At 62.3% G+C, this 17782-nt stretch carries 21 protein-coding genes and 1 pseudogene; 12 read left to right on the top strand and 10 right to left on the bottom strand.

Going from position 1 to position 17782, the window contains the following annotated elements; genetic code table 11:
• Nucleotides 1–55: 55 nt before the first annotated feature.
• On the bottom strand, nucleotides 56–682 hold the full coding sequence (locus LB543_RS02390) for a hypothetical protein (protein WP_224612834.1): 627 nt from the start codon (nucleotides 680–682) through the stop codon (nucleotides 56–58).
• Between the two features lie 131 nt (nucleotides 683–813).
• Here LB543_RS02390 and purQ point away from each other — a divergent pair, with 131 nt between their 5' ends.
• The 4 genes and pseudogenes from purQ to LB543_RS02370 all read left to right on the top strand — a co-directional run bounded on the left by purQ (nucleotide 814) and on the right by LB543_RS02370 (nucleotide 3264).
• On the top strand, nucleotides 814–1482 hold the full coding sequence (gene purQ, locus LB543_RS02385) for a phosphoribosylformylglycinamidine synthase subunit PurQ (RefSeq protein WP_140755166.1): 669 nt from the start codon (nucleotides 814–816) through the stop codon (nucleotides 1480–1482).
• 64 nt (nucleotides 1483–1546) lie between these two features.
• Nucleotides 1547–2212: a glutathione S-transferase family protein gene (locus tag LB543_RS02380; protein ID WP_140755168.1), complete on the top strand. Its 666-nt coding sequence runs from the start codon at nucleotides 1547–1549 to the stop codon at nucleotides 2210–2212.
• Nucleotides 2209–2616 carry a hypothetical protein gene (locus LB543_RS02375; RefSeq protein WP_224612832.1) on the top strand — a complete coding sequence of 136 codons (408 nt, stop codon included), beginning with the start codon at nucleotides 2209–2211 and terminating at the stop codon, nucleotides 2614–2616. Before LB543_RS02380 ends, LB543_RS02375 begins: the two co-directional genes overlap by 4 nt.
• Nucleotides 2617–2623: 7 nt before the next feature.
• Nucleotides 2624–3264 (top strand): annotated as a pseudogene (locus LB543_RS02370) (Pr6Pr family membrane protein).
• 8 nt (nucleotides 3265–3272) lie between these two features.
• Here LB543_RS02370 and LB543_RS02365 read toward each other — a convergent pair.
• Nucleotides 3273–3524, bottom strand: coding sequence for a DUF1127 domain-containing protein (locus LB543_RS02365; protein WP_224612829.1), 252 nt, complete (start codon nucleotides 3522–3524; stop codon nucleotides 3273–3275).
• Between the two features lie 92 nt (nucleotides 3525–3616).
• Between LB543_RS02365 and LB543_RS02360 the strand changes: the two genes are divergently transcribed.
• Nucleotides 3617–5023, top strand: a complete 1407-nt coding sequence (locus LB543_RS02360; RefSeq protein ID WP_224612828.1) for a PLP-dependent aminotransferase family protein — start codon at nucleotides 3617–3619, stop codon at nucleotides 5021–5023.
• Between the two features lie 66 nt (nucleotides 5024–5089).
• Here the strand turns inward: LB543_RS02360 and LB543_RS02355 are convergent, their stop codons facing one another.
• Nucleotides 5090–5254, bottom strand: a complete 165-nt coding sequence (locus LB543_RS02355) for a hypothetical protein (protein ID WP_181178252.1) — start codon at nucleotides 5252–5254, stop codon at nucleotides 5090–5092.
• Nucleotides 5255–5499: 245 nt separating this feature from the next.
• On the opposite strand from LB543_RS02355, the gene purL reads away from it, so the two are divergent.
• The 5 genes from purL to LB543_RS02330 all read left to right on the top strand — a co-directional run bounded on the left by purL (nucleotide 5500) and on the right by LB543_RS02330 (nucleotide 10578).
• Nucleotides 5500–7731: a phosphoribosylformylglycinamidine synthase subunit PurL gene (purL, locus tag LB543_RS02350; RefSeq protein ID WP_224612826.1), complete on the top strand. Its 2232-nt coding sequence runs from the start codon at nucleotides 5500–5502 to the stop codon at nucleotides 7729–7731.
• A 7-nt stretch (nucleotides 7732–7738) separates the two neighbouring features.
• A complete protein-coding gene (locus tag LB543_RS02345; RefSeq protein WP_224612824.1) occupies nucleotides 7739–8302 on the top strand; it encodes a hypothetical protein in 564 nt (187 codons plus the stop codon).
• 122 nt (nucleotides 8303–8424) lie between these two features.
• A complete protein-coding gene (locus tag LB543_RS02340; RefSeq protein WP_015318146.1) occupies nucleotides 8425–8658 on the top strand; it encodes a BolA/IbaG family iron-sulfur metabolism protein in 234 nt (77 codons plus the stop codon).
• Between the two features lie 151 nt (nucleotides 8659–8809).
• A complete protein-coding gene (grxD, locus tag LB543_RS02335) occupies nucleotides 8810–9145 on the top strand; it encodes a Grx4 family monothiol glutaredoxin (protein ID WP_013895877.1) in 336 nt (111 codons plus the stop codon).
• A 146-nt stretch (nucleotides 9146–9291) separates the two neighbouring features.
• Nucleotides 9292–10578: a multidrug effflux MFS transporter gene (locus LB543_RS02330; protein WP_411908730.1), complete on the top strand. Its 1287-nt coding sequence runs from the start codon at nucleotides 9292–9294 to the stop codon at nucleotides 10576–10578.
• A 29-nt stretch (nucleotides 10579–10607) separates the two neighbouring features.
• On the opposite strand, the gene LB543_RS02325 is transcribed toward LB543_RS02330, so the two are convergent.
• The 4 genes from LB543_RS02325 to rpsD form a co-directional block, all read right to left on the bottom strand.
• Nucleotides 10608–11036 carry a cell envelope integrity protein TolA gene (locus LB543_RS02325; protein ID WP_140812892.1) on the bottom strand — a complete coding sequence of 143 codons (429 nt, stop codon included), beginning with the start codon at nucleotides 11034–11036 and terminating at the stop codon, nucleotides 10608–10610.
• Between the two features lie 69 nt (nucleotides 11037–11105).
• The gene (locus LB543_RS02320; protein WP_224612822.1) at nucleotides 11106–11933 is read right to left on the bottom strand and encodes an inositol monophosphatase family protein; all 828 of its coding nucleotides are present in this window, start codon (nucleotides 11931–11933) and stop codon (nucleotides 11106–11108) included.
• Nucleotides 11923–12810, bottom strand: a complete 888-nt coding sequence (ttcA, locus tag LB543_RS02315; protein ID WP_140755186.1) for a tRNA 2-thiocytidine(32) synthetase TtcA — start codon at nucleotides 12808–12810, stop codon at nucleotides 11923–11925. Before ttcA ends, LB543_RS02320 begins: the two co-directional genes overlap by 11 nt.
• Nucleotides 12811–12960: 150 nt before the next feature.
• Entirely contained in the window at nucleotides 12961–13578 is a 618-nt protein-coding gene (gene rpsD / locus LB543_RS02310; protein ID WP_140755188.1) for a 30S ribosomal protein S4, read from the bottom strand.
• Between the two features lie 374 nt (nucleotides 13579–13952).
• Here rpsD and LB543_RS02305 point away from each other — a divergent pair, with 374 nt between their 5' ends.
• Entirely contained in the window at nucleotides 13953–14147 is a 195-nt protein-coding gene (locus LB543_RS02305) for a hypothetical protein (RefSeq protein ID WP_140755190.1), read from the top strand.
• 85 nt (nucleotides 14148–14232) lie between these two features.
• Here LB543_RS02305 and LB543_RS02300 read toward each other — a convergent pair whose 3' ends face one another.
• Nucleotides 14233–14415: a DUF3008 family protein gene (locus tag LB543_RS02300; protein ID WP_140755192.1), complete on the bottom strand. Its 183-nt coding sequence runs from the start codon at nucleotides 14413–14415 to the stop codon at nucleotides 14233–14235.
• 157 nt (nucleotides 14416–14572) lie between these two features.
• Here LB543_RS02300 and LB543_RS02295 point away from each other — a divergent pair, with 157 nt between their 5' ends.
• Nucleotides 14573–15955, top strand: coding sequence for an RNB domain-containing ribonuclease (locus LB543_RS02295; protein WP_224612819.1), 1383 nt, complete (start codon nucleotides 14573–14575; stop codon nucleotides 15953–15955).
• Here LB543_RS02295 and murI read toward each other — a convergent pair.
• Together murI and LB543_RS02285 are read right to left on the bottom strand one after the other, a co-directional pair.
• Nucleotides 15899–16768: a glutamate racemase gene (gene murI / locus LB543_RS02290; protein WP_224612817.1), complete on the bottom strand. Its 870-nt coding sequence runs from the start codon at nucleotides 16766–16768 to the stop codon at nucleotides 15899–15901. The two genes, LB543_RS02295 and murI, sit on opposite strands and share 57 nt — an antisense overlap.
• Nucleotides 16761–17681: an RNA methyltransferase gene (locus LB543_RS02285; protein WP_224612815.1), complete on the bottom strand. Its 921-nt coding sequence runs from the start codon at nucleotides 17679–17681 to the stop codon at nucleotides 16761–16763. The genes murI and LB543_RS02285 overlap by 8 nt, the downstream gene beginning before the upstream one ends.
• Nucleotides 17682–17782 lie beyond the last annotated feature (101 nt).

Raw genomic sequence — 17782 nt, 5'->3', positions numbered from 1 at the left:
GCGCTCGCGCAGCCGCCCCCAATCCGTTGTCCCCACTGCCGCAGAACCCTCTCTGCTAAAGATCTGCCAAAGTAGTGTTAGCACGTATTGCTAATATTTCGGCACGAAACCGAGGATCCTTTGGCAAATCATCGTAGTCACGGTGAAAGTATATGGCCAGAAAGCGGGACACACCCATCGACATAAGAATCCATGTCCAAAATAAAATGCAGGCACTTATTATATAGATACGGATAAAATCAACATTGTGACTTTGAGAGCATGCGTCTGCAATACTTAGATGCCGCATGATAAGCCTTCGACCTACTGATTCAAGCCAAAATCCGTTGTCTTTCATAGCCAATGCCAGCAAGACAAGAAGAAATGCCAATATTGCGAGAAGCAACTTGAGATATCGAACCCCGTTCGAAGGATCAAGGATGGCAGCGATGCCCACGGCCACCATGAGACCTAACAGCACGAAGCAGACCGTCAGCCCGTAGACAATCTGCGCCATAATGAGACTGGCAAAAGATGAAGAGCAAAGTCCAAGGTCGACCTCTAGCGAAAACATTCTCGAAAACGCCGTCGCGAAGCTAGCGTCGGCCTGAGAGAAAAATGCATAGATGAATGCCGACAAAAGCATCACCGTGGTACCGGAGACGCCAGACGCCCATCGGCCGTCTTCGTGTTTGAATTCCAAGCCGCTCTTCAAATTTGTCTGCCCGGTTTGCAGCCGATAAATAGCTCAAAAGCCTTAACCGGCGCTTGACCCGCAACTACGCTGCCGATACGCCAAAACTGGATATGCCTCCTGACTCAATTGGACATGCCATGAAATCAGCCGTCGTCCTTCTCCCTGGCCTCAACCGAGACCGCGACATGATCGCGGCGCTGACCAAGATTTCCGGACAGGCGCCGGCAACCGTGTGGCAGACCGACACCGAAATCCCCGATGTCGACCTGATCGCCATTCCGGGCGGCTTCTCCTTCGGTGACTATCTGCGCTGCGGCGCGATCGCGGCACGCATGCCGGTGATGCGGGCGGTCGCCGAAAAGGCGGCCAAGGGCGTGATGGTGATCGGCGTCTGCAACGGGTTCCAGATCCTGGTCGAGGCGGGGCTGCTGCCCGGCGCGCTGATGCGCAACACCTCGCTGAAGTTCGTCTGCCGGCAGGTCAAGCTCGAGATCGCCAACGCCAACACCATGTTCACCCGCCGCTACCAGCCGGGCCAGATCATCCGCTCGCCGGTGGCGCATCATGACGGCAATTACTTTGCCGACGCCGACACGCTTGCCCGTCTCGAAGGCGAAGGCCAGGTGGTGTTCCGCTATGCCGAAGGCACCAATCCGAACGGCTCGATCAACGACATTGCCGGCATCGTCAGTGAACAAGGCAATGTGCTTGGCCTGATGCCGCATCCCGAGAACCTGATAGAAGCGGCGCATGGCGGCAATGACGGCAGGGCGCTGTTCGAAGGCGCCTTGGGCATTGCCGCTTGAAGTTTGCAACCGCAACCTCGAGAATTGCGGCAGTTCAAAATCATAGCGTGAGGGAGAGACGGTCATGAAACTCTATTCGCGGCCGCTGTCGCCCTACTCGTCGATCGTTCGGGCACTGGCCTATATCAAGGACGTGCCACTCAAGATCATCGCGCCGCCGCCGGGTTTTCCGATCCCCGAGGAGTTTCGCGCCATATCGCCGATGAACCGGATTCCGGTTCTGATCACCGGCTCGGGCGAAACGATCGTCGAATCGGTGGTCATCGCCGAGTATCTCGAAGAACGGTTTCCCGAACCGGCGCTGTTGCCGCCCGATTCGAAGGACCGCGCGCTGGTGCGCATGTTCGCGCGCATCACCGATCTCGATGTGCTGACGCCGACGATGAAGCTTTTCGAGCTGCATTTCGTGCCGAAGCGCAACACTGCCGAGATCGACGCCCAGTTCGCCCGTCTCCACCATGGGCTGGCGGCCATCGAGGCACGCATGGCGCAAGGCCCCTTCGCGCTCGGCAACGACATCAGCCTTGCCGATGCCTGGCTGACGCCGACACGGTTCATCCTCAACAATTTCCGCTCCATGACAGGCCGCCACGACCTGCTCGACGCCTATCCCAAATTCGATGCTTATCAGCAGATCGCTTCGCAGCATCCCGCATTGTCCAGGGTATGGGGCGAGATGACCGACGGCCTGAAGATCTTTCCGTCCGAACTCGAAATGGGTGCCGCTTGATCAAGAACAGGACGATCGCCCTGATCGCCGCGTCAGGCTTTGCCTTGGCATCGTGCCAATCGAGCCCCAAGAGCGCGCCCGTGCCGTCGGGCAAAAGTCCCGCGCTGCTGGCCATGGAACAGGTGGCGATATCGGCTCACAAATGCTGGATCGCCAGCAAGGATCCGGCATTCAAGCAATATCAGATGGCCAATGAGCTGAACTCGTTCAGCGGCCAGCCGCGCTTCCTGCTGGTGCCGGCCAAGCACTATGGCGGCAAACCGTTGCTGGTCGTGCAGGCGCAGGGGAATTCAAGCCATGTCGACGTCTTCGGACCCTTGATGAACGACCCGCTTGGCGCACGCATCAGCTCGGATGTCGCGCGCTGGCAGGCCGGCAATCCGGCCTGCGCAGCCACAGCCTGAGCCAGCCATGGGCCGGTTCCTGCAGACCGCAGGGTTGGCTGTTGGCCTGATAGCGCTCGCCCTGCAGTTCTCGATCACCATTCCGGCATCGATGGAAGCAGGCCGCAGCCTGCTCGGCTCGATCGTGTTCTATTTCAGCTTCTTCACCATCCTGACCAACATTGGCGCCGTGCTGGTCCACACCTCGCTGTTGTCATCCAGCGGCTATGCGTGGCTGCCGGCCTTTGCCGGACCACGGATGCGCACGGGCGTCGCGGTCTCGATCACTCTGGTCTTCATTGTCTATGCCACTGTGCTGGCGCGGCTCTGGCAGCCACAAGGCCTGTTCCTGCTTTGCGACGTCCTGCTGCACTATGTGACGCCGGTGCTGTTTGTCCTGTGGTGGCTGATATCAGGCCCGACGGCAGAACGAGATGGAGCGACATCTCCTGGTGGGTTGTCTATCCCATCGCCTATCTGGCCTATGCGCTGGCCCGGGCGCCGCTGGCGGGCGAGGTGCCCTACCCCTTTCTCGATATCGCCAGGAACGGCGTCGAGAGCGTCACTGTAGCGGCGCTCGCCATCACCGCGCTGTTCGTGGCGATATGCGTCGTCGCCGTTTTCGTCGATCACGGCATCAAGCGCCTCAGGAGCAAAGGCGCCCGATAGGCCGGGTGCTATTCCCAGAGCCGCTTGATGCCCTCGCGGTGAGCGTCGCAGCGCGAGAGGCCGATGTCCTTGAGTTGATCGTCGGTCATCTCCAGCAGTGCCAGCCGGCCGCGCCGGCGTTCCAGCAGGTGGTCGATCCATTTCGCCAGCGACTTGACCACTCGCACAAGCCGGCCGACGAAGCCGCGCTGCCCGGACGGGCGAGCAGGCTGGCCGAGTAATTCGGTTCTCGAGTGGTGGAATGTTCCGATTGTATCCATTTTCTTTCTGCCAGAATATCAATTGCACCCTTTTTAGCGCGCCATTGATATGTATTGACTCCCAAAACGGTGCAATATAGAAAATTGTCACCATGACAAATTGGATTCCAGATCTCACGGGTTCAGGTCCGCTGTATCAACGGCTCGCGGATTCCATCGAAGCGGATATCGACCGGGGCGTGATCGGCGCCGGGGCAAAGCTGCCGCCACAGCGCGACCTCGCCTACGACATCGGTGCCACGGTCGGCACGGTCGGCCGGGCCTATCAATTGCTGCGTGAGCGCGGCCTCGTCAGCGGCGAGGTCGGACGGGGCACCTATGTGCTGGGCGACAGCACTGGCGTTACAAAGGAGGCCCCCGACACCAGCGTCGAAGGCACACGTTCTGTCGATGCCCCCAAGGACAAGCTGCGTTTCGACAGCACGGCGGCCCCTGACATCGGCCAGGGTGCGATTGTCGCCGACGTCCTGTCGCGCGCCGCGCAGGACCATCCGCATGAGATTTCGAGCTACACGCGCGATTTCCCGGATCGCTGGTACGAAGCCGGCGCCCGCTGGCTGTCACGGAACGCCTTTCGGCCAACGACCGATACAATCGTCCCCACGCTCGGCACTCATGCCGCGGTGATGGCCGCGATTGCGGCCCTGACGACGCCGGGCGACTATGTCGCCTTCGAGCACCTCACCTATTCGCAGATTTCCCGCAGCGCCGGTCTGATCGGCCGGCGCACCGCGCTTGTGGCCTCGGACGATGAAGGCCTCGATCCGGCGGATTTCGAACGGGTTTGCGCGCAAAAGCATCCCAAGATGATATTTCTGATACCGACGGCGCAGAATCCGACCTTGGTGACCTTGTCGCCGGCGCGCCGCGAGGCGATCGCGCGTGTCGCCCGTGAATACAACGTCATCCTGATCGAGGATGACCTCTACGGCCATCTGACCGACGACCCGACACCGCTGCTTGCCGAATTTGCGCCCGAACGCACCATCATTGCCGGCGGCCTGTCGAAATCGGTCGCCGCCGGTCTGCGTGGCGGCTGGCTCTCCTGCCCGCCCGCCTATCGCCATCGCATCCGTGTCGCCCACAAGATGATGACCGGCGGCATGCCATTCCTGTTGGCCGAGGTGAATGCCCGGCTGGTGCTTTCCGGTCAGGCCGGCGAAGTCCGCAAGCGCAGCATCGCGGAGATCAGCGCCCGCATGTCCATAGTGCGCGAAAGTCTGGCGGGCATCTCATTCAAGTCGCACGACAAAGTGCCGTTCGTCTGGCTCACCCTGCCCGATCCCTGGCTTTCCGGCACCTTCAAGAATGCCTGCCTGGAGCACGGCGTGCTGATCGACGATGAGGATGAATTCAAGGCTGGGCGCTCGGAGCGGGTTTTCCATGGGGTGCGCTTCGGTGTTTCGCAGCCGAGGCGGCGCGAGGATATTGCGGGCGGCGTCGCGGTGATCAGGCGGCTTCTGGACGAAGGCCGCGCAGGCTACGACAGCTTTTCCTGAACCATGCGCCCCCCAGCTTGCCCCGAGAAGCTGCCTTGCGAAACTGGGACTTGAACCGGACTCGGATCAGCCTTCGGCCTTGAAGTTTTTGGCTTCCTTCTCGGCCTTGTCCTTACCGTGCTTCTCGGCCAATTCCTTGGCTTGCCGGGGCGAAGCGTCGGTGGTCTCCGCTATATGGAGAGCCTCCTTGTCCGAGAGGCGATTGTCGTTCTTGCCTTGCTTGGTAGCCATGATCCTGTCTCCTGAGTGATAGGGACCTAACGACCGGGGCATCATGGCGTTCCCCATTTGGCTTTGCGAAGCTCCAATAGCTGGCTGGGCGCCTTCCGTCGCGTACGGAAGGGTCTGGCGCGATCCGTCGTGGTCATCACCCTGTTGCTTTCTGCCTTTTTCCTCCGCCGACGGGTGTATTGGCCGCAAAGCTTGCGATAAGAGGAGACTCAAAATCCCTGCTCCATGGACATAGACCGCCGCCCATGACCATTTCCAATTCCGTGCCGATCACACCGGACCTCATCGCCGCGCATGGGCTGAAGCCCGACGAGTACCAGCGCATATTGGATCTGGTCGGACGCGAACCGAGCTTTACCGAACTCGGCATCTTCTCGGCGATGTGGAACGAGCACTGCTCCTACAAATCCTCGAAGAAATGGCTGCGCACCTTGCCGACCACCGGTCCGCAGGTCATCCAGGGCCCGGGCGAGAATGCCGGCGTGGTCGACATCGGTGACGGAGACTGCGTCGTCTTCAAGATGGAAAGCCACAACCACCCGTCCTTCATCGAGCCTTATCAGGGTGCGGCGACCGGCGTCGGCGGCATCTTGCGCGACGTCTTCACCATGGGCGCGCGACCGATCGCGGCGATGAACGCGCTGCGCTTCGGTGCGCCCGACCATCCCAAGACCAGGCATCTCGTCGCCGGCGTGGTTTCCGGCGTCGGCGGCTACGGCAATGCCTTCGGCGTGCCGACGGTCGGCGGCGAGGTCAATTTCGACGCCCGCTACAACGGCAACATCCTAGTCAACGCCTTTGCCGCGGGACTTGCCAAGACCGATGCCATCTTCCTGTCCGAGGCAAAGGGCGTCGGCCTGCCGGTCGTCTATCTCGGCGCCAAGACCGGCCGCGACGGCGTCGGCGGCGCCACCATGGCCTCGGCCGAATTCGACGACAGGATCGACGAGAAGCGCCCGACCGTGCAGGTCGGCGACCCCTTCACCGAAAAATGCCTGTTGGAGGCCTCTCTCGAACTGATGGCCTCGGGCGCCGTGATCGCCATCCAGGACATGGGTGCGGCCGGCCTCACCTGTTCGGCGGTCGAAATGGGCGCCAAGGGCGACCTCGGCATCGAGCTCGACCTCGACAAGGTGCCGGTGCGCGAAGAGCGCATGAGCGCCTACGAGATGATGCTGTCGGAAAGCCAGGAGCGCATGCTGATGGTGCTGCGCCCCGAAAAGGAAAAGGAAGCCGAGGCGATCTTCCACAAATGGGGCCTCGACTTCGCTATCGTCGGCAAGACCACCGACGATCTGCGCTTCCGCGTGCGGCACCAGGGCGACGAAGTCGCCGACCTGCCGATCAAGGATCTCGGCGACAAGGCTCCCGAATACGATCGTCCATGGGTGGAGTCCAAGAAGCCGGCGCCGCTTGCCGCCAACGACATCCCGCAAGCCGACCTCGCCGATGCGCTGCTGAAGCTGCTGGGCGGACCGGACCTGTCCTCGCGTCGCTGGGTGTGGGAACAGTACGACACGCTGATCCAGGGCAATTCGCTGCAGATTCCGGGCGGGGATGCCGGCGTGGTGCGCGTGGAGGGACATCCGACCAAGGCGCTGGCCTTCTCCTCCGACGTGACGCCGCGCTACTGCGAAGCCGACCCCTATGAGGGCGGCAAGCAGGCGGTGGCCGAATGCTGGCGCAATTTGACCGCTACGGGCGCACTGCCGCTCGCTGCCACCGACAATCTCAATTTCGGCAATCCCGAACGGCCAGAGATCATGGGCCAGCTGGTCGGCGCGGTGAAGGGCATTGGCGACGCCTGCCGGGCGCTTGGTTTCCCGATCGTGTCCGGCAACGTCTCGCTCTACAACGAAACCAACGGCCAGGGCATCCTGCCGACACCGACCATCGGCGGCGTCGGCCTGATATCGGACTGGTCGAAGATGGCGCGGATCGGCTTTGCGGCGGAAGGCCAGATGATCCTGCTGGTCGGCGCACCGGCTTCCTGGGGAACGCATCTTGGCCAGTCGGTTTATTTCAGGGATATCCACGGTCGCAGCGATGGCCCGCCGCCGCCGGTCGATCTCGAGCACGAGAAGCGCGTCGGCGACCATGTACGCTCGTTGATCGCGTCCGGCATCGTCACGGCGGCGCATGACGTCTCCGACGGCGGCATCGCGGTGGCGCTGGCCGAAATGGCGATGGCGTCGGGCATCGGCGCGACCGTTCCCGGACTGGTCGGTACCGATCCGATCCCGGTCTGGTTCGGCGAAGACCAGGGCCGCTATCTCCTGACGCTGTCGATCGATCCGCATGGCGATGAATGGGACGCTATCCGCAAGCAGCAGGGCGAACTGGGCATCTTCGCGCCGTGGATCGGCTCGACGGGGGGCAACGCGCTGAAACTCGGCGATGCCAGGGCAATCCCGGTCAGCGATCTGACCGCCGCTCATGAAGGCTGGTTCCCGCGTTTCATGGATCAGGCCAATTGACGAGAGCATGATCCCGAAAAGTGGAAACCGGTTTTCGGAAAAGATCCTGCTCAATCATAAGAAACTGGCCGTACGGGCACTGCTTGCAGTCGTCTTCTGGCCGTCGCTGTTCTTCTTCTGGTGCCTCGGGCCGTTCGTCTTCTTCCTGCTGTCGACGACATCGATTGAGGTTTGTCCCAGGCTGGAAACACGCGCCGAATTTCTCGCCGCGGCCAACGATACGCTTCCGATGCTGGTCCTGCAGAACCTCATCTATGCGGTTCCGCTCGTCTGCCTGGTGCTTTGGGACCGGCTCCTGCCGGAGCCAACGCGAGCCAGGCACATTATCACCTGCGTCAAGCTTTTCGCCGTCTCGGCCGTCTTGGGGGCCTTGTGGGAGTATGGCTCTTCGCTCATCTGCGATGGCTACGGCCAGCCGTTCTTCTCGCCTGCCTGGCAAATGACGAGCTATCTGCCGATCGCCAACCTGGCGGTCAACCTTCCCCTCTATGTGCTGGTTTTCAGCCTGGGCCGCGCCTTCTCGATGCGCGAGGATGAGCCGGCGCAGGGGCCGGGTGAAACCCTCTCCTGAATACCAACAGAAGGGACACCGGACGGAACCGCTTCAATCCGGATTGGAAAGGCTTTAGGCTTGTCCGACTCTCATCGCATGGGCCGCCGCGCCGCCGCCCTCCCGAAACAGGAATTTCTGCAATGGCAATGGACGCCCACGACATCGAAAAACTGATCAAGGACGGCATACCGGATGCCCGCGTGACGATCCGCGACCTCGCCGGCGACGGCGACCATTACGCGGCCGAGGTCGTGGCCGAGAGCTTTCGGGGAAAAAGCCGCGTTCAGCAGCACCAGATGGTCTATGACGCGCTGAAGGGCAATATGGGCGGCGTGCTGCACGCGCTGGCACTGCAGACCAGCGTCCCCGACTGAGGCATTTCCACCCGACACGCTTGGCCCAAAACGGCCCATTCTTTGCGCCATTCGGGTGATGACATGGCTAAAGTCTTGTTTCGGGCAACCTATGGGTTTATTTGAAAGACATGCTTCGAGCCTGACTCCCACGGGCATGAAAGGATATTCCATGAGCGGTATCAACGACTACATCGACAATGAAGTGAAGGGCAACGACGTCGTGCTTTTCATGAAGGGTACGCCCGGCTTTCCGCAATGCGGATTTTCCGGCCAGGTCGTGCAGATCCTCGACTATATCGGCGCCGACTACAAAGGCGTGAACGTCCTGGACTCCGCCGAACTGCGCCAGGGCATCAAGGACTACTCCAACTGGCCGACGATCCCGCAGCTCTACGTCAAGGGCGAATTCGTCGGCGGCTGCGATATCATCCGCGAAATGTTCCAGGCTGGCGAATTGCAGACCTTCCTGGTCGAGAAGGGCGTGAGCGTCAAAGGCGCCGCCTGACTTCAGTATCGGGCATGTCGATATCGACATGCCCCGGCCACCGGGGCGGCCCCACCTCGGCAATTTTTACATCCCGGATCCCGGGACCAGGACGAGCCAATGCGCCGGCCCGCCGGCGCGTTTTCGTTTGAGAGATCGGACTTGCCGTGGACCAGCAGAAATCAGCGCCGCAAGGGGCAAGCACCTTGCCCGGGGCAAGCACCTTGCCCATTCCGCGCTGGGAGTTCATCGCGCTCTGCGCCGCGCTGATGGCGCTCAATTCGCTGGCCATCGACATCATGCTGCCGGCGCTGCAGCAGATCGGCGCCTCGCTCGGCGTCGAGAATGAAAACCACCGGCAATATGTGATCACCGCCTACATACTGGGTTTCGGCGGCGGCCAACTGTTCTTCGGGCCGATCTCGGACCGGTTCGGACGCCGTTCGCCGCTCGTCGCCGGCCTGATCACCTATGTGGCGGCGGCCGCAGCGGCCGCCATCGCGCCGAGCTTTGAAACACTTTTGATATGCCGCGCCGTGCAAGGCATTGGCGCGGCCGCCACGCGCGTCATCGCGGTCTCGATCGTGCGCGATACATTCGATGGCCGGCGTATGGCCGAAGTCATGTCGCTGATCTTCATGGTGTTCATGGCCATCCCGGTCGTGGCACCAGGCATCGGCCAGTTCATCATGCTGTTCGCTACCTGGCATTGGATCTTCGTCACCATGGCCGTCGGCGCCCTGGTCGTTTCGGCATGGTCGCTGCTGCGCCTGCCCGAGACGCTGCATCCCGAATACCGCCGGCAACTGACGGTCTCCTCCATCGTCGGCGGCTTTCGCATCGTGCTCACCAACCGCATCGCGCTCTGCTATGCTTTCGCCAGCACGTTCATCTTCGGCGCCATGTTCGGCTTCATCGCCTCGGCGCAGCAGATCTATGTCAACGTCTTCGACGTCGGCGAGATGTTCCCCGTCATCTTCGCCGGTGTCGCGGGCGTGCTCGCCTTCTCCAATTATCTCAACTCGCGCCTCGTCGGCCGCGTCGGCATGCGCCGCCTGTCGCAAAGCGCGCTGCTGCTGTTTCTGGTGATCAGCCTGGCCTGGCTGGTGGTTTCACTCGAAACGAGAATGCCGCTCTGGCTGTTCATCACCTTCTTTGCCGGCGCCATGCTACCGTTTGGCTGCCTCGGCGCCAATTTCAACGCATTGGCCATGGAGCCGCTTGGCCAATTGGCCGGAACGGCGTCGTCCATCCTGGGTTTCATGCAGACTTTTCTCGGCGGCATCCTCGGCACGCTGATCGGCCAGGCTTTCAACGGCACGGTGACGCCGCTGGCCGCCGGATTCTGCAGCGTCTCGGTTGCCGCGCTGCTGATGATCCTGATTGCCGAGCGCGGCAAGATGTTCCAGCCGCAGAACGCACCCGTTTCAGGGCACGTCACCGATCTGCACTGAGACAACACACGCCTTGAGTTTTGTTTGGCTTAAAGCCAAGCCGGGGCCAAGCGACGTGCGTCAGGATGTATCTTCGAGCGAGCCGTGAAGCGAGGAGAAAGCATTCGCCCCGCGATCGCCCCGCCCATGCCATCTGAAAAGGGCAACGGTAGAGCGTCGTCGAGTGCCTTGATGATGGATGCCACGAAGGCACGGCCGAGCTGGGAATCGGTTCCCAAGTCAGAATAGGTGGCACGAGGCTTGCCGATCAGCGTGCCGTTGCGGCGAAGCGAGAACCGCAGTGTCAAGGACATGCCCGCGGTTCCTGGCGGCGGCTGCCAGCACGCATAGATGGCGTCCGACATCTCCTTGATGGTGTCGATGGGATCGGTGCTACGGCAGAGGCGCTCTTGCGGGAGCGCCTCGTTGCAATTCGCAAACAAGGTAAGTGCCGCAAAAACCGCGAACCGACGTTTCATTCGAGAGCCTCCGCCAGAACGCAAGGGTTCGACCGTACAACCCAACAGTTCAGGCCCCAGGAATTGATCCTATTCCGCCCACAGCTCGCGGCGCAGTTCCTGCCAGCTGTCCTTGTCCGGCGCGACAAGCAGGCCGCCGTCGACATGCGAGGGCAGATAGGCGCTGCCGTCGACACGCGCGGCATGGCCGCCGGCTTCCTGATGGATCAGCACGCCCGGCAGATGATCCCAGGGCATCAGCTTGTTGTAGACGACAAAATGCGCATGTCCGCTGGCCAGCAGGCGATATTCGTGCGCGGCGCAGCGATAGGCGAACTGCGACAGTGCCTTGGTCTGATTGCGCGCAAGGCGTGAACGCTCCGGTTCCTCGAGATATTGCCAGGAGACCGCGCCGGTCATTTGCGAGATCGGCACGGGCGGCGCCACATGCACTTTCTCCAGGCTGCCATGTGCATGCCTGATATGGCTGCCGGCACCCCTGGCCGCGATCAGCCAATCCTTGCCCACCGGATCATGGATGATGCCCGCGACCGTCTCGCCGCTGACCACGACCGCCAGCATGACGCCGAACAGCGGTACGCCGGATGCGAAATTGAAGGTGCCGTCCACCGGATCGATGGTGAATGCCAGTTCGGCGTCGCCCAAGCCGTCGAGCAGGGCCGGATTGTCGGAGCAGGCCTCCTCACCCACCACCATGGCCGAGGGATAGCGCTCGCGCAGCCTGGCGGTGATCAGCCGCTCGGCGTTGACATCGGCCTCCGTCACCAGGTCTGCGGCGGAAGTCTTCTGCCTGATATCGCCATCGCTCAACCGGCGAAAGCGCGGCATGATTTCGGCTTGGGCTGCCTCGGCCAGAATGCCGGCCAGCCAGTCGATCGCGGTATCGTCAAATGTCATCGGGAATATCTTGCCTGATCGCGAGGGTTTCATTGAGGGCGGCGAAATCGAACAGCTTTCGGTCGAGCAAATGCGACGGCCTGGTGTTGGACAGAGCACGAACCATCGTGTCCTTGCGGCCAGGCATCCGCTTTTCGATGTCTTCGAGCATCGCCTTCATGGCGTTGCGCTGCAGCCCTTCCTGGCTGCCGCAGAGGTCGCAGGGGATGATCGGGAACCGCATCGCGGCGGCGAATTTTTCCAGATCGACCTCGGCGCAGTAGCTGAGCGGCCGCAACACCATGACATCGCCGTCGTCGTTGAGCAGTTTTGGCGGCATGGCGGCAAGCCGGCCGCCATGGAACAGGTTCATGAAGAAGGTTTCGAGAATATCCTCGCGATGATGGCCGAGGACCAGGGCCGAACATCCCTCCTCACGCGCGATCCGGTAGAGATGGCCGCGCCGCAGCCGCGAGCAGAGCGAGCAATAGGTGCTGCCTTCGGGGAGCTTGCCGGTGACGACCGAATAGGTGTCCCGGTATTCGATCCGGTGGGCTATGCCGTTGGCGTCGAGGTAGTCAGGCAGGATGTGCTTGGGGAAATTCGGCTGGCCCTGGTCGAGATTGCAGGCCAGCAACTCGACCGGCAGCAGCCCGCGCCATTTCATGTCCAGCAGCAAGGCTAGCAAGCCGTAAGAGTCCTTGCCGCCCGACAGCGCCACCAGCCAGCGCTCGCCGGGCTTCACCATCGAGAAGTCCTCGATCGCCTGGCGGGTCTGCCGCAGCAGCCGCTTGCGCAATTTGTTGAACTCGACCGAGGACGGCACCTCGGCGAACAGCGGGTGGGAGCCGCCTTCGGCGGCCGGTTCAAGTGTTTCGATGTCTGGCTGCATGTTCATGGCGCGACGGCCCCGGATGTGACTTCCGCCGGCTTAGCGCATTGGCCGGAAAATCGAAATTGATTTCAGCGACACGCCGCAAAGCGGATGCCTGAAACAAAAAGGCCGCCTCGATGGGCGGCCTTTCCGGTATCGCAGAAAAGCGTTCGCTTAGCGCGAATAGAATTCGACGACCAGGTTCGGTTCCATCTGCACGGCGAACGGAACGTCGGCGAGGCCCGGGATGCGGGAGAAGGTCGCGACCATCTTGTTGTGATCGGCATCGATGTAGTCCGGCACGTCGCGCTCGGCGAGGCCGACCGACTCGAGGACGATGACCAGCTGCTTCGACTTTTCGCGCACTTCGACGACATCGCCCGGCTTGCAGCGGTACGAGCCGATGTTGACGCGCTTGCCGTTGACGTTGACGTGGCCGTGGTTGACGAACTGGCGGGCGGCGAAGATGGTCGGTACGAACTTGGCGCGGTAGACGACCGCGTCGAGACGCGATTCGAGTAGGCCGATCAGGTTCTCCGAGGTGTCGCCCTTGCGGCGGTCGGCCTCTTCATAGACCTTGCGGAACTGCTTTTCCGAAACGTCGCCATAGTGACCCTTCAGCTTCTGCTTGGCGCGCAGCTGCAGGCCGAAGTCGGAAAGCTTGCCCTTGCGGCGCTGGCCATGCTGGCCGGGGCCGTATTCACGCTTGTTGACCGGGGACTTCGGGCGGCCCCAGATATTTTCGCCGAGACGGCGGTCGATCTTGTATTTCGCGGATTCGCGCTTGCTCATCGCATTCCCTTTTCAAAACAACACACCCGGCACCTCATGGTCCGGGTGAAGGAAACGCGCCCTCCTCTGGCCTCCGTTTTCGAGACCTGACAGGGTTTTCCCACGCAACGCGGCGGAAAACCCACGGGACACGTCAGTTCAAACAAGATCGGAAACGACTATCGTGACAGACCTTGCGTATACAAAACAAACACCGGACATCGCTGCCCGGCGTTGGCGGCTGGTTAAACCGAGATTTAACCGGTGTCAAGCTTGTGAGTGGCGCGGCGTGGCGCAACCGTATAGCGTTTAGGGCGTTGATGCGATGCCGGATGTGGCGGGAGGTTTGCGCCAGCGGCACCAAGAAGGGACTGGAGCTAGAGGAGCCCAATTGCATGAAGAAGTTCTTCCTTACCCTGGCAGGCGCCGCGGTGCTTGCAGGATCGATGGCGGTGGCCCCGGAGCCGGCGATGGCGCGCCATTGGCATGGCCATAGACAGGTCTGCCGCGTCATCGTCAAAAAGCGAGTGGTGTGGCGGCATGGTCATCGCAGGGTGATCGTCGAGAGAGTACGGCGCTGCCGCTGGTAGGCATTTCAACGCGACAATCCCAAGGCCAGCGAACCGTCGCTGGCCTTTTTTCATTCCAAGGTAGTCTGGCTCGAAGCGCTCGATCCTAGGATTTTTTCGCCGGTAATCCCTTACGCTTCGTCTCGGCGAATTCCTCGAGCTGCTTTTCGCTCATCGATTCATACATGCCCTTGGAAGCGCCTTTGAGTTCGCTTTTCTTGGTCTCGCCGCGTTTGGCGGAGAGTGCGGCGCCGGCGGCCTTCTGCTGGGCTTTCGAGGTGGCTGGCATGGCGGGTTCTCCTTTGCTGTCAAGAGAAACGCCGCGTTTCGGCGGCGGTTCCAGCGCCTGTGGCTCGTTCCGGTCCACCCGGCGCCAGCCGGTGGCCGGCCAGGCGATTTTCGTTGGCAGCCTTCCCGTGTCCGGAACCCCAGTGTAGGACGGCTCAATGAAATCCCTGACAGATCCCTCACAGGCTCTCTCCACTGGCTTGGCGAAAATCCGCACCGAATTACACGTGCCGGATGGATTTCCGGCTGATGTAGTGGCCGCGGCCGAGGCGGCGGCCAAACGTGTGCCCGACCAGCATGCCGATCGAAGGGCGATGCCCTTCGTCACGCTCGATCCGGCTGCCTCCACCGATCTCGATCAAGCGTTCTCGATCGAGGCGAGCGGCGGTGATCTTCTGCTGCATTATGCCATTGCCGACGTGGCCTGGTTCGTCGAGGACGGCGACACGGTGGATCTCGAGGCCTGGACGCGGGGCGAGACACTCTACATGCCGGACGGCAAGGCCGGGCTCTACCCGCCGGTGATTGCCGAGGGCGCGGCAAGCCTGTTGCCGGACGGACCCCGTCCAGCTGTTATCTTCACGGTTCGGGTTGCGCAGGACGGCGCGACGAAGTTGGACGGCGCGGAGCGGGCAATCATTCAAAGCCGCGCGAAGCTCGCCTATGACAGCGTGAAGGATTCCGACGTTCCGGCCGGCTTCGCCGAAATGGCGCTGCGCATGGCAATGAACGAACAGCGCCGTGGGGCTTCCCGCGTCGATCCACCCGAGCAGGAGGTGGAGAGGCTTGCCGATGGCACATACCGGCTTTCGTTCAGACCGCTGCTGCAATCCGAGCAGGACAACGCAGCACTTTCGCTGGCCGCCAACATGGCGATTGCCGATGCCATGCTGGCGCATCACACCGGCTTGTTTCGGGTGATGTCGGGGCCGGATGCCTTCAAGGTTCAAAGACTGCGCAACGCGGCACAAGCCCTCGGACTGTCCTGGCCGGCCTCCACCGGGTTGCGAGACTATCAGCGAACCCTCGACCCGACCGATCCGCGACAGGCGGCGCTGATGCTGGAAATCCGCCATGCAAGCCCCGGCGCGTCTTATCAGCCCTATCAGGACGGCGTTGTCCCCTGGCATGAGGCGATGGCCGCGACCTATGCCCATGCAACGGCGCCACTCAGGCGACTTGCCGATCGCTATGTCGTGCGCTGCGCGCTGGCTATCGCCAACGGCCAGCCCTTGCCCCAGGCAGTAACCGACGCGTTCGCCCGATTGCCGAAGGCGATGGGACGTGCCGATAGCCGCGCTTCGCAGATCAACCACGCGGCCATCGACCTTGCGGAGGCGATAATGCTGGAAGGCCGCGAGGGTGAGACATTCAAAGCCGTCGTCACCGACTTCGTCGACCATGGCGTGCGCGTTCAACTTGCCGACATGCCTGTGGTCGCCACCGTGAAGGCCTCCGGCCCCAGACAGGGCGACGGTCTGACGCTAAGGCTGGTCCTGGCCGATCCTGATCAACGCAGGACCGTTTTCGAACCTGTTTGAGTGGCGGGCAGCTCCGCCACTTTCCAAGTGCACGGTCAGCCCAAAACCCTGCATAAGGCGGCTGACGGCGAAATCCGCCTTGCCCGAGGTGAAGACCGCGATGTCGGGCTCGCCCTGCGGCAGCGCCCCATCGATGGGCGGCAGCAGCGAAAGGGCACGCCGTGCGATCGCCTCGGCCGGATCGATCCAGTCGACCGGCCACGGCGCGGTCTTGCGCATGCGATTGACCAGAAAGGGATAGTGCGTGCAGGCCAGCACGACGATATCGGTGCGCATACCGTCACGCTCGATGAAGCATGGAGCGATCTCGGCGCGTACGGCCTCCTCGTCGACGAAGCCCTCGCGCATGTAGGCTTCGGACAGGCCCGCCAGCCTGTCGCTGCCGACCAGGCGGACATGGCATTTCTGCGCCCATTTGCTGATCAGGTCGCGCGTGTATTGCCGCTTCACCGTGCCCGGCGTCGCCAGCACCGAGACCAGCCCCGAGCGCGTGCGCTCGGCCGCCGGCTTGACCGCAGGTACCGTGCCGACAAAGGGATGGCCGGGAAAGGTCTCGCGCAAAGCGTCGATTACCAGCGTCGAGGCGGTATTGCAGGCAATGACCGAAATGGCCGGCTTGAACCGGTCGAGCAGTCTGGCGAACAGCTCCAGTACATGGATGCGCAGCGCCGGCTCTTCCCAGGCGCCAAAAGGAAAAGCGGCGTCGTCGGCGACATAGATGAAGCGCCGGTCGGGCATCAGGACACGCGCCTCGCGCAACACGGTGAGCCCGCCGACGCCGGAATCGAACATCAGGATCGGCTGCTCAGTCATTGTCGGTTCCCTTGCCGCCGAGCGGCGGCGTGTCCGCATCGTCGCCGTTGGCGTCCGGCAGCCGGCCAGCAGCCTCCGCCTTGCGCGCGCGCGCGGCGGCCGCGGGCAAACGCCGCGGGTCATCGCCCGGTGACCCATCGCCGCGCGGCATCGCGGGTGAAAACCGGTCGAGCGACGAGATGATGCCGCGCAACACCTTGAGCTCCGGTTCGGCGAAGCCGGCGCGCGTCAGCACGGCGCGCAGATTGTCGACCATTTTCGGCTTCTTCGGCGCCGGCCGGAAATAGCCGCGCGCTTCCAACGCGCCTTCCAGATAGGCGAACAGGCCGTGCAATTCTTCCTTGCTTGCCGGCTTCATCTCCGGCCCCGAAAAATTGGTTCTGGTCTCGTCCTCCAGGCCCGACTTCATCCACTCATAGGACATCAGCAAGGCCGCCTGGGCGATGTTGAGCGAGGAGAAATCGGGATCGACCGGGAAAGTGACGATCTCGTCGGCAAGGCCAACCTCGTCATTGTAGAGACCGAAGCGCTCACGACCGAACAGGATACCGGTGCGTTGCCCCATTCCGTGACGGGCACGCAGCATCCTGCCCGCTTCCACCGGGCCGCGCACGGATTTGAAGCCGTCGCGCTGCCTGGCGGTGGTGGCGAAGACGAAGTTCAGGTCGGCGAGCGCCGAGGCCAGATCCTCGTAAACGGTGACCGCATCGATGACATGGTCGGCACGGCTGGCGGCGGCGCGCGCCTTCTCGCTCGGCCAGCCGTCGCGCGGGTTGACCAGGCGCAGCTCCGACAGTCCGAAATTGGCCATGGCGCGGGCGACCATGCCGATGTTTTCGCCGAGCTGCGGCTCGACCAGAATGATCGCCGGGCCGGCGGCTGCGGTGTTAGCGGGGTCTTTGGTGATAGGCATGACTGTCAATGAACTGCTGTTTGCGGCATTTCAGCGTCCCCTGCCATATTCGGCCGTGAAAATGAAGCGTTCGCAAATGAAGGCGGCCATGCCTCCCATTC

Origin of the sequence: Mesorhizobium sp. ESP7-2, from assembly GCF_020164715.1 — a bacterium.
In the GTDB taxonomy this organism is placed as follows: Bacteria; Pseudomonadota; Alphaproteobacteria; order Rhizobiales; family Rhizobiaceae; genus Mesorhizobium.
This window is presented reverse-complemented; position numbering and strand designations above follow the sequence as displayed.

What these genes read in the sequence shown, in the direction of transcription:
- purL (WP_224612826.1), top strand. Translation starts at nt 5,500, where the DNA reads ATGACCATTTCCAATTCCGTGCCGATCACACCGGACCTCATCGCCGCG.
- LB543_RS02380 (WP_140755168.1), top strand. Translation starts at nt 1,547, where the DNA reads ATGAAACTCTATTCGCGGCCGCTGTCGCCCTACTCGTCGATCGTTCGG.
- rpsD (WP_140755188.1), bottom strand. Translation starts at nt 13,578, where the DNA reads ATGAGCAAGCGCGAATCCGCGAAATACAAGATCGACCGCCGTCTCGGC.
- LB543_RS02300 (WP_140755192.1), bottom strand. Translation starts at nt 14,415, where the DNA reads ATGCCAGCCACCTCGAAAGCCCAGCAGAAGGCCGCCGGCGCCGCACTC.
- LB543_RS02285 (WP_224612815.1), bottom strand. Translation starts at nt 17,681, where the DNA reads ATGCCTATCACCAAAGACCCCGCTAACACCGCAGCCGCCGGCCCGGCG.
- grxD (WP_013895877.1), top strand. Translation starts at nt 8,810, where the DNA reads ATGAGCGGTATCAACGACTACATCGACAATGAAGTGAAGGGCAACGAC.
- LB543_RS02320 (WP_224612822.1), bottom strand. Translation starts at nt 11,933, where the DNA reads ATGACATTTGACGATACCGCGATCGACTGGCTGGCCGGCATTCTGGCC.
- LB543_RS02360 (WP_224612828.1), top strand. Translation starts at nt 3,617, where the DNA reads ATGACAAATTGGATTCCAGATCTCACGGGTTCAGGTCCGCTGTATCAA.
- purQ (WP_140755166.1), top strand. Translation starts at nt 814, where the DNA reads ATGAAATCAGCCGTCGTCCTTCTCCCTGGCCTCAACCGAGACCGCGAC.
- LB543_RS02355 (WP_181178252.1), bottom strand. Translation starts at nt 5,254, where the DNA reads ATGGCTACCAAGCAAGGCAAGAACGACAATCGCCTCTCGGACAAGGAG.
- LB543_RS02340 (WP_015318146.1), top strand. Translation starts at nt 8,425, where the DNA reads ATGGCAATGGACGCCCACGACATCGAAAAACTGATCAAGGACGGCATA.
- murI (WP_224612817.1), bottom strand. Translation starts at nt 16,768, where the DNA reads ATGACTGAGCAGCCGATCCTGATGTTCGATTCCGGCGTCGGCGGGCTC.
- LB543_RS02345 (WP_224612824.1), top strand. Translation starts at nt 7,739, where the DNA reads ATGATCCCGAAAAGTGGAAACCGGTTTTCGGAAAAGATCCTGCTCAAT.
- LB543_RS02305 (WP_140755190.1), top strand. Translation starts at nt 13,953, where the DNA reads ATGAAGAAGTTCTTCCTTACCCTGGCAGGCGCCGCGGTGCTTGCAGGA.
- LB543_RS02295 (WP_224612819.1), top strand. Translation starts at nt 14,573, where the DNA reads ATGAAATCCCTGACAGATCCCTCACAGGCTCTCTCCACTGGCTTGGCG.
- ttcA (WP_140755186.1), bottom strand. Translation starts at nt 12,810, where the DNA reads ATGAACATGCAGCCAGACATCGAAACACTTGAACCGGCCGCCGAAGGC.
- LB543_RS02325 (WP_140812892.1), bottom strand. Translation starts at nt 11,036, where the DNA reads ATGAAACGTCGGTTCGCGGTTTTTGCGGCACTTACCTTGTTTGCGAAT.
- LB543_RS02365 (WP_224612829.1), bottom strand. Translation starts at nt 3,524, where the DNA reads ATGGATACAATCGGAACATTCCACCACTCGAGAACCGAATTACTCGGC.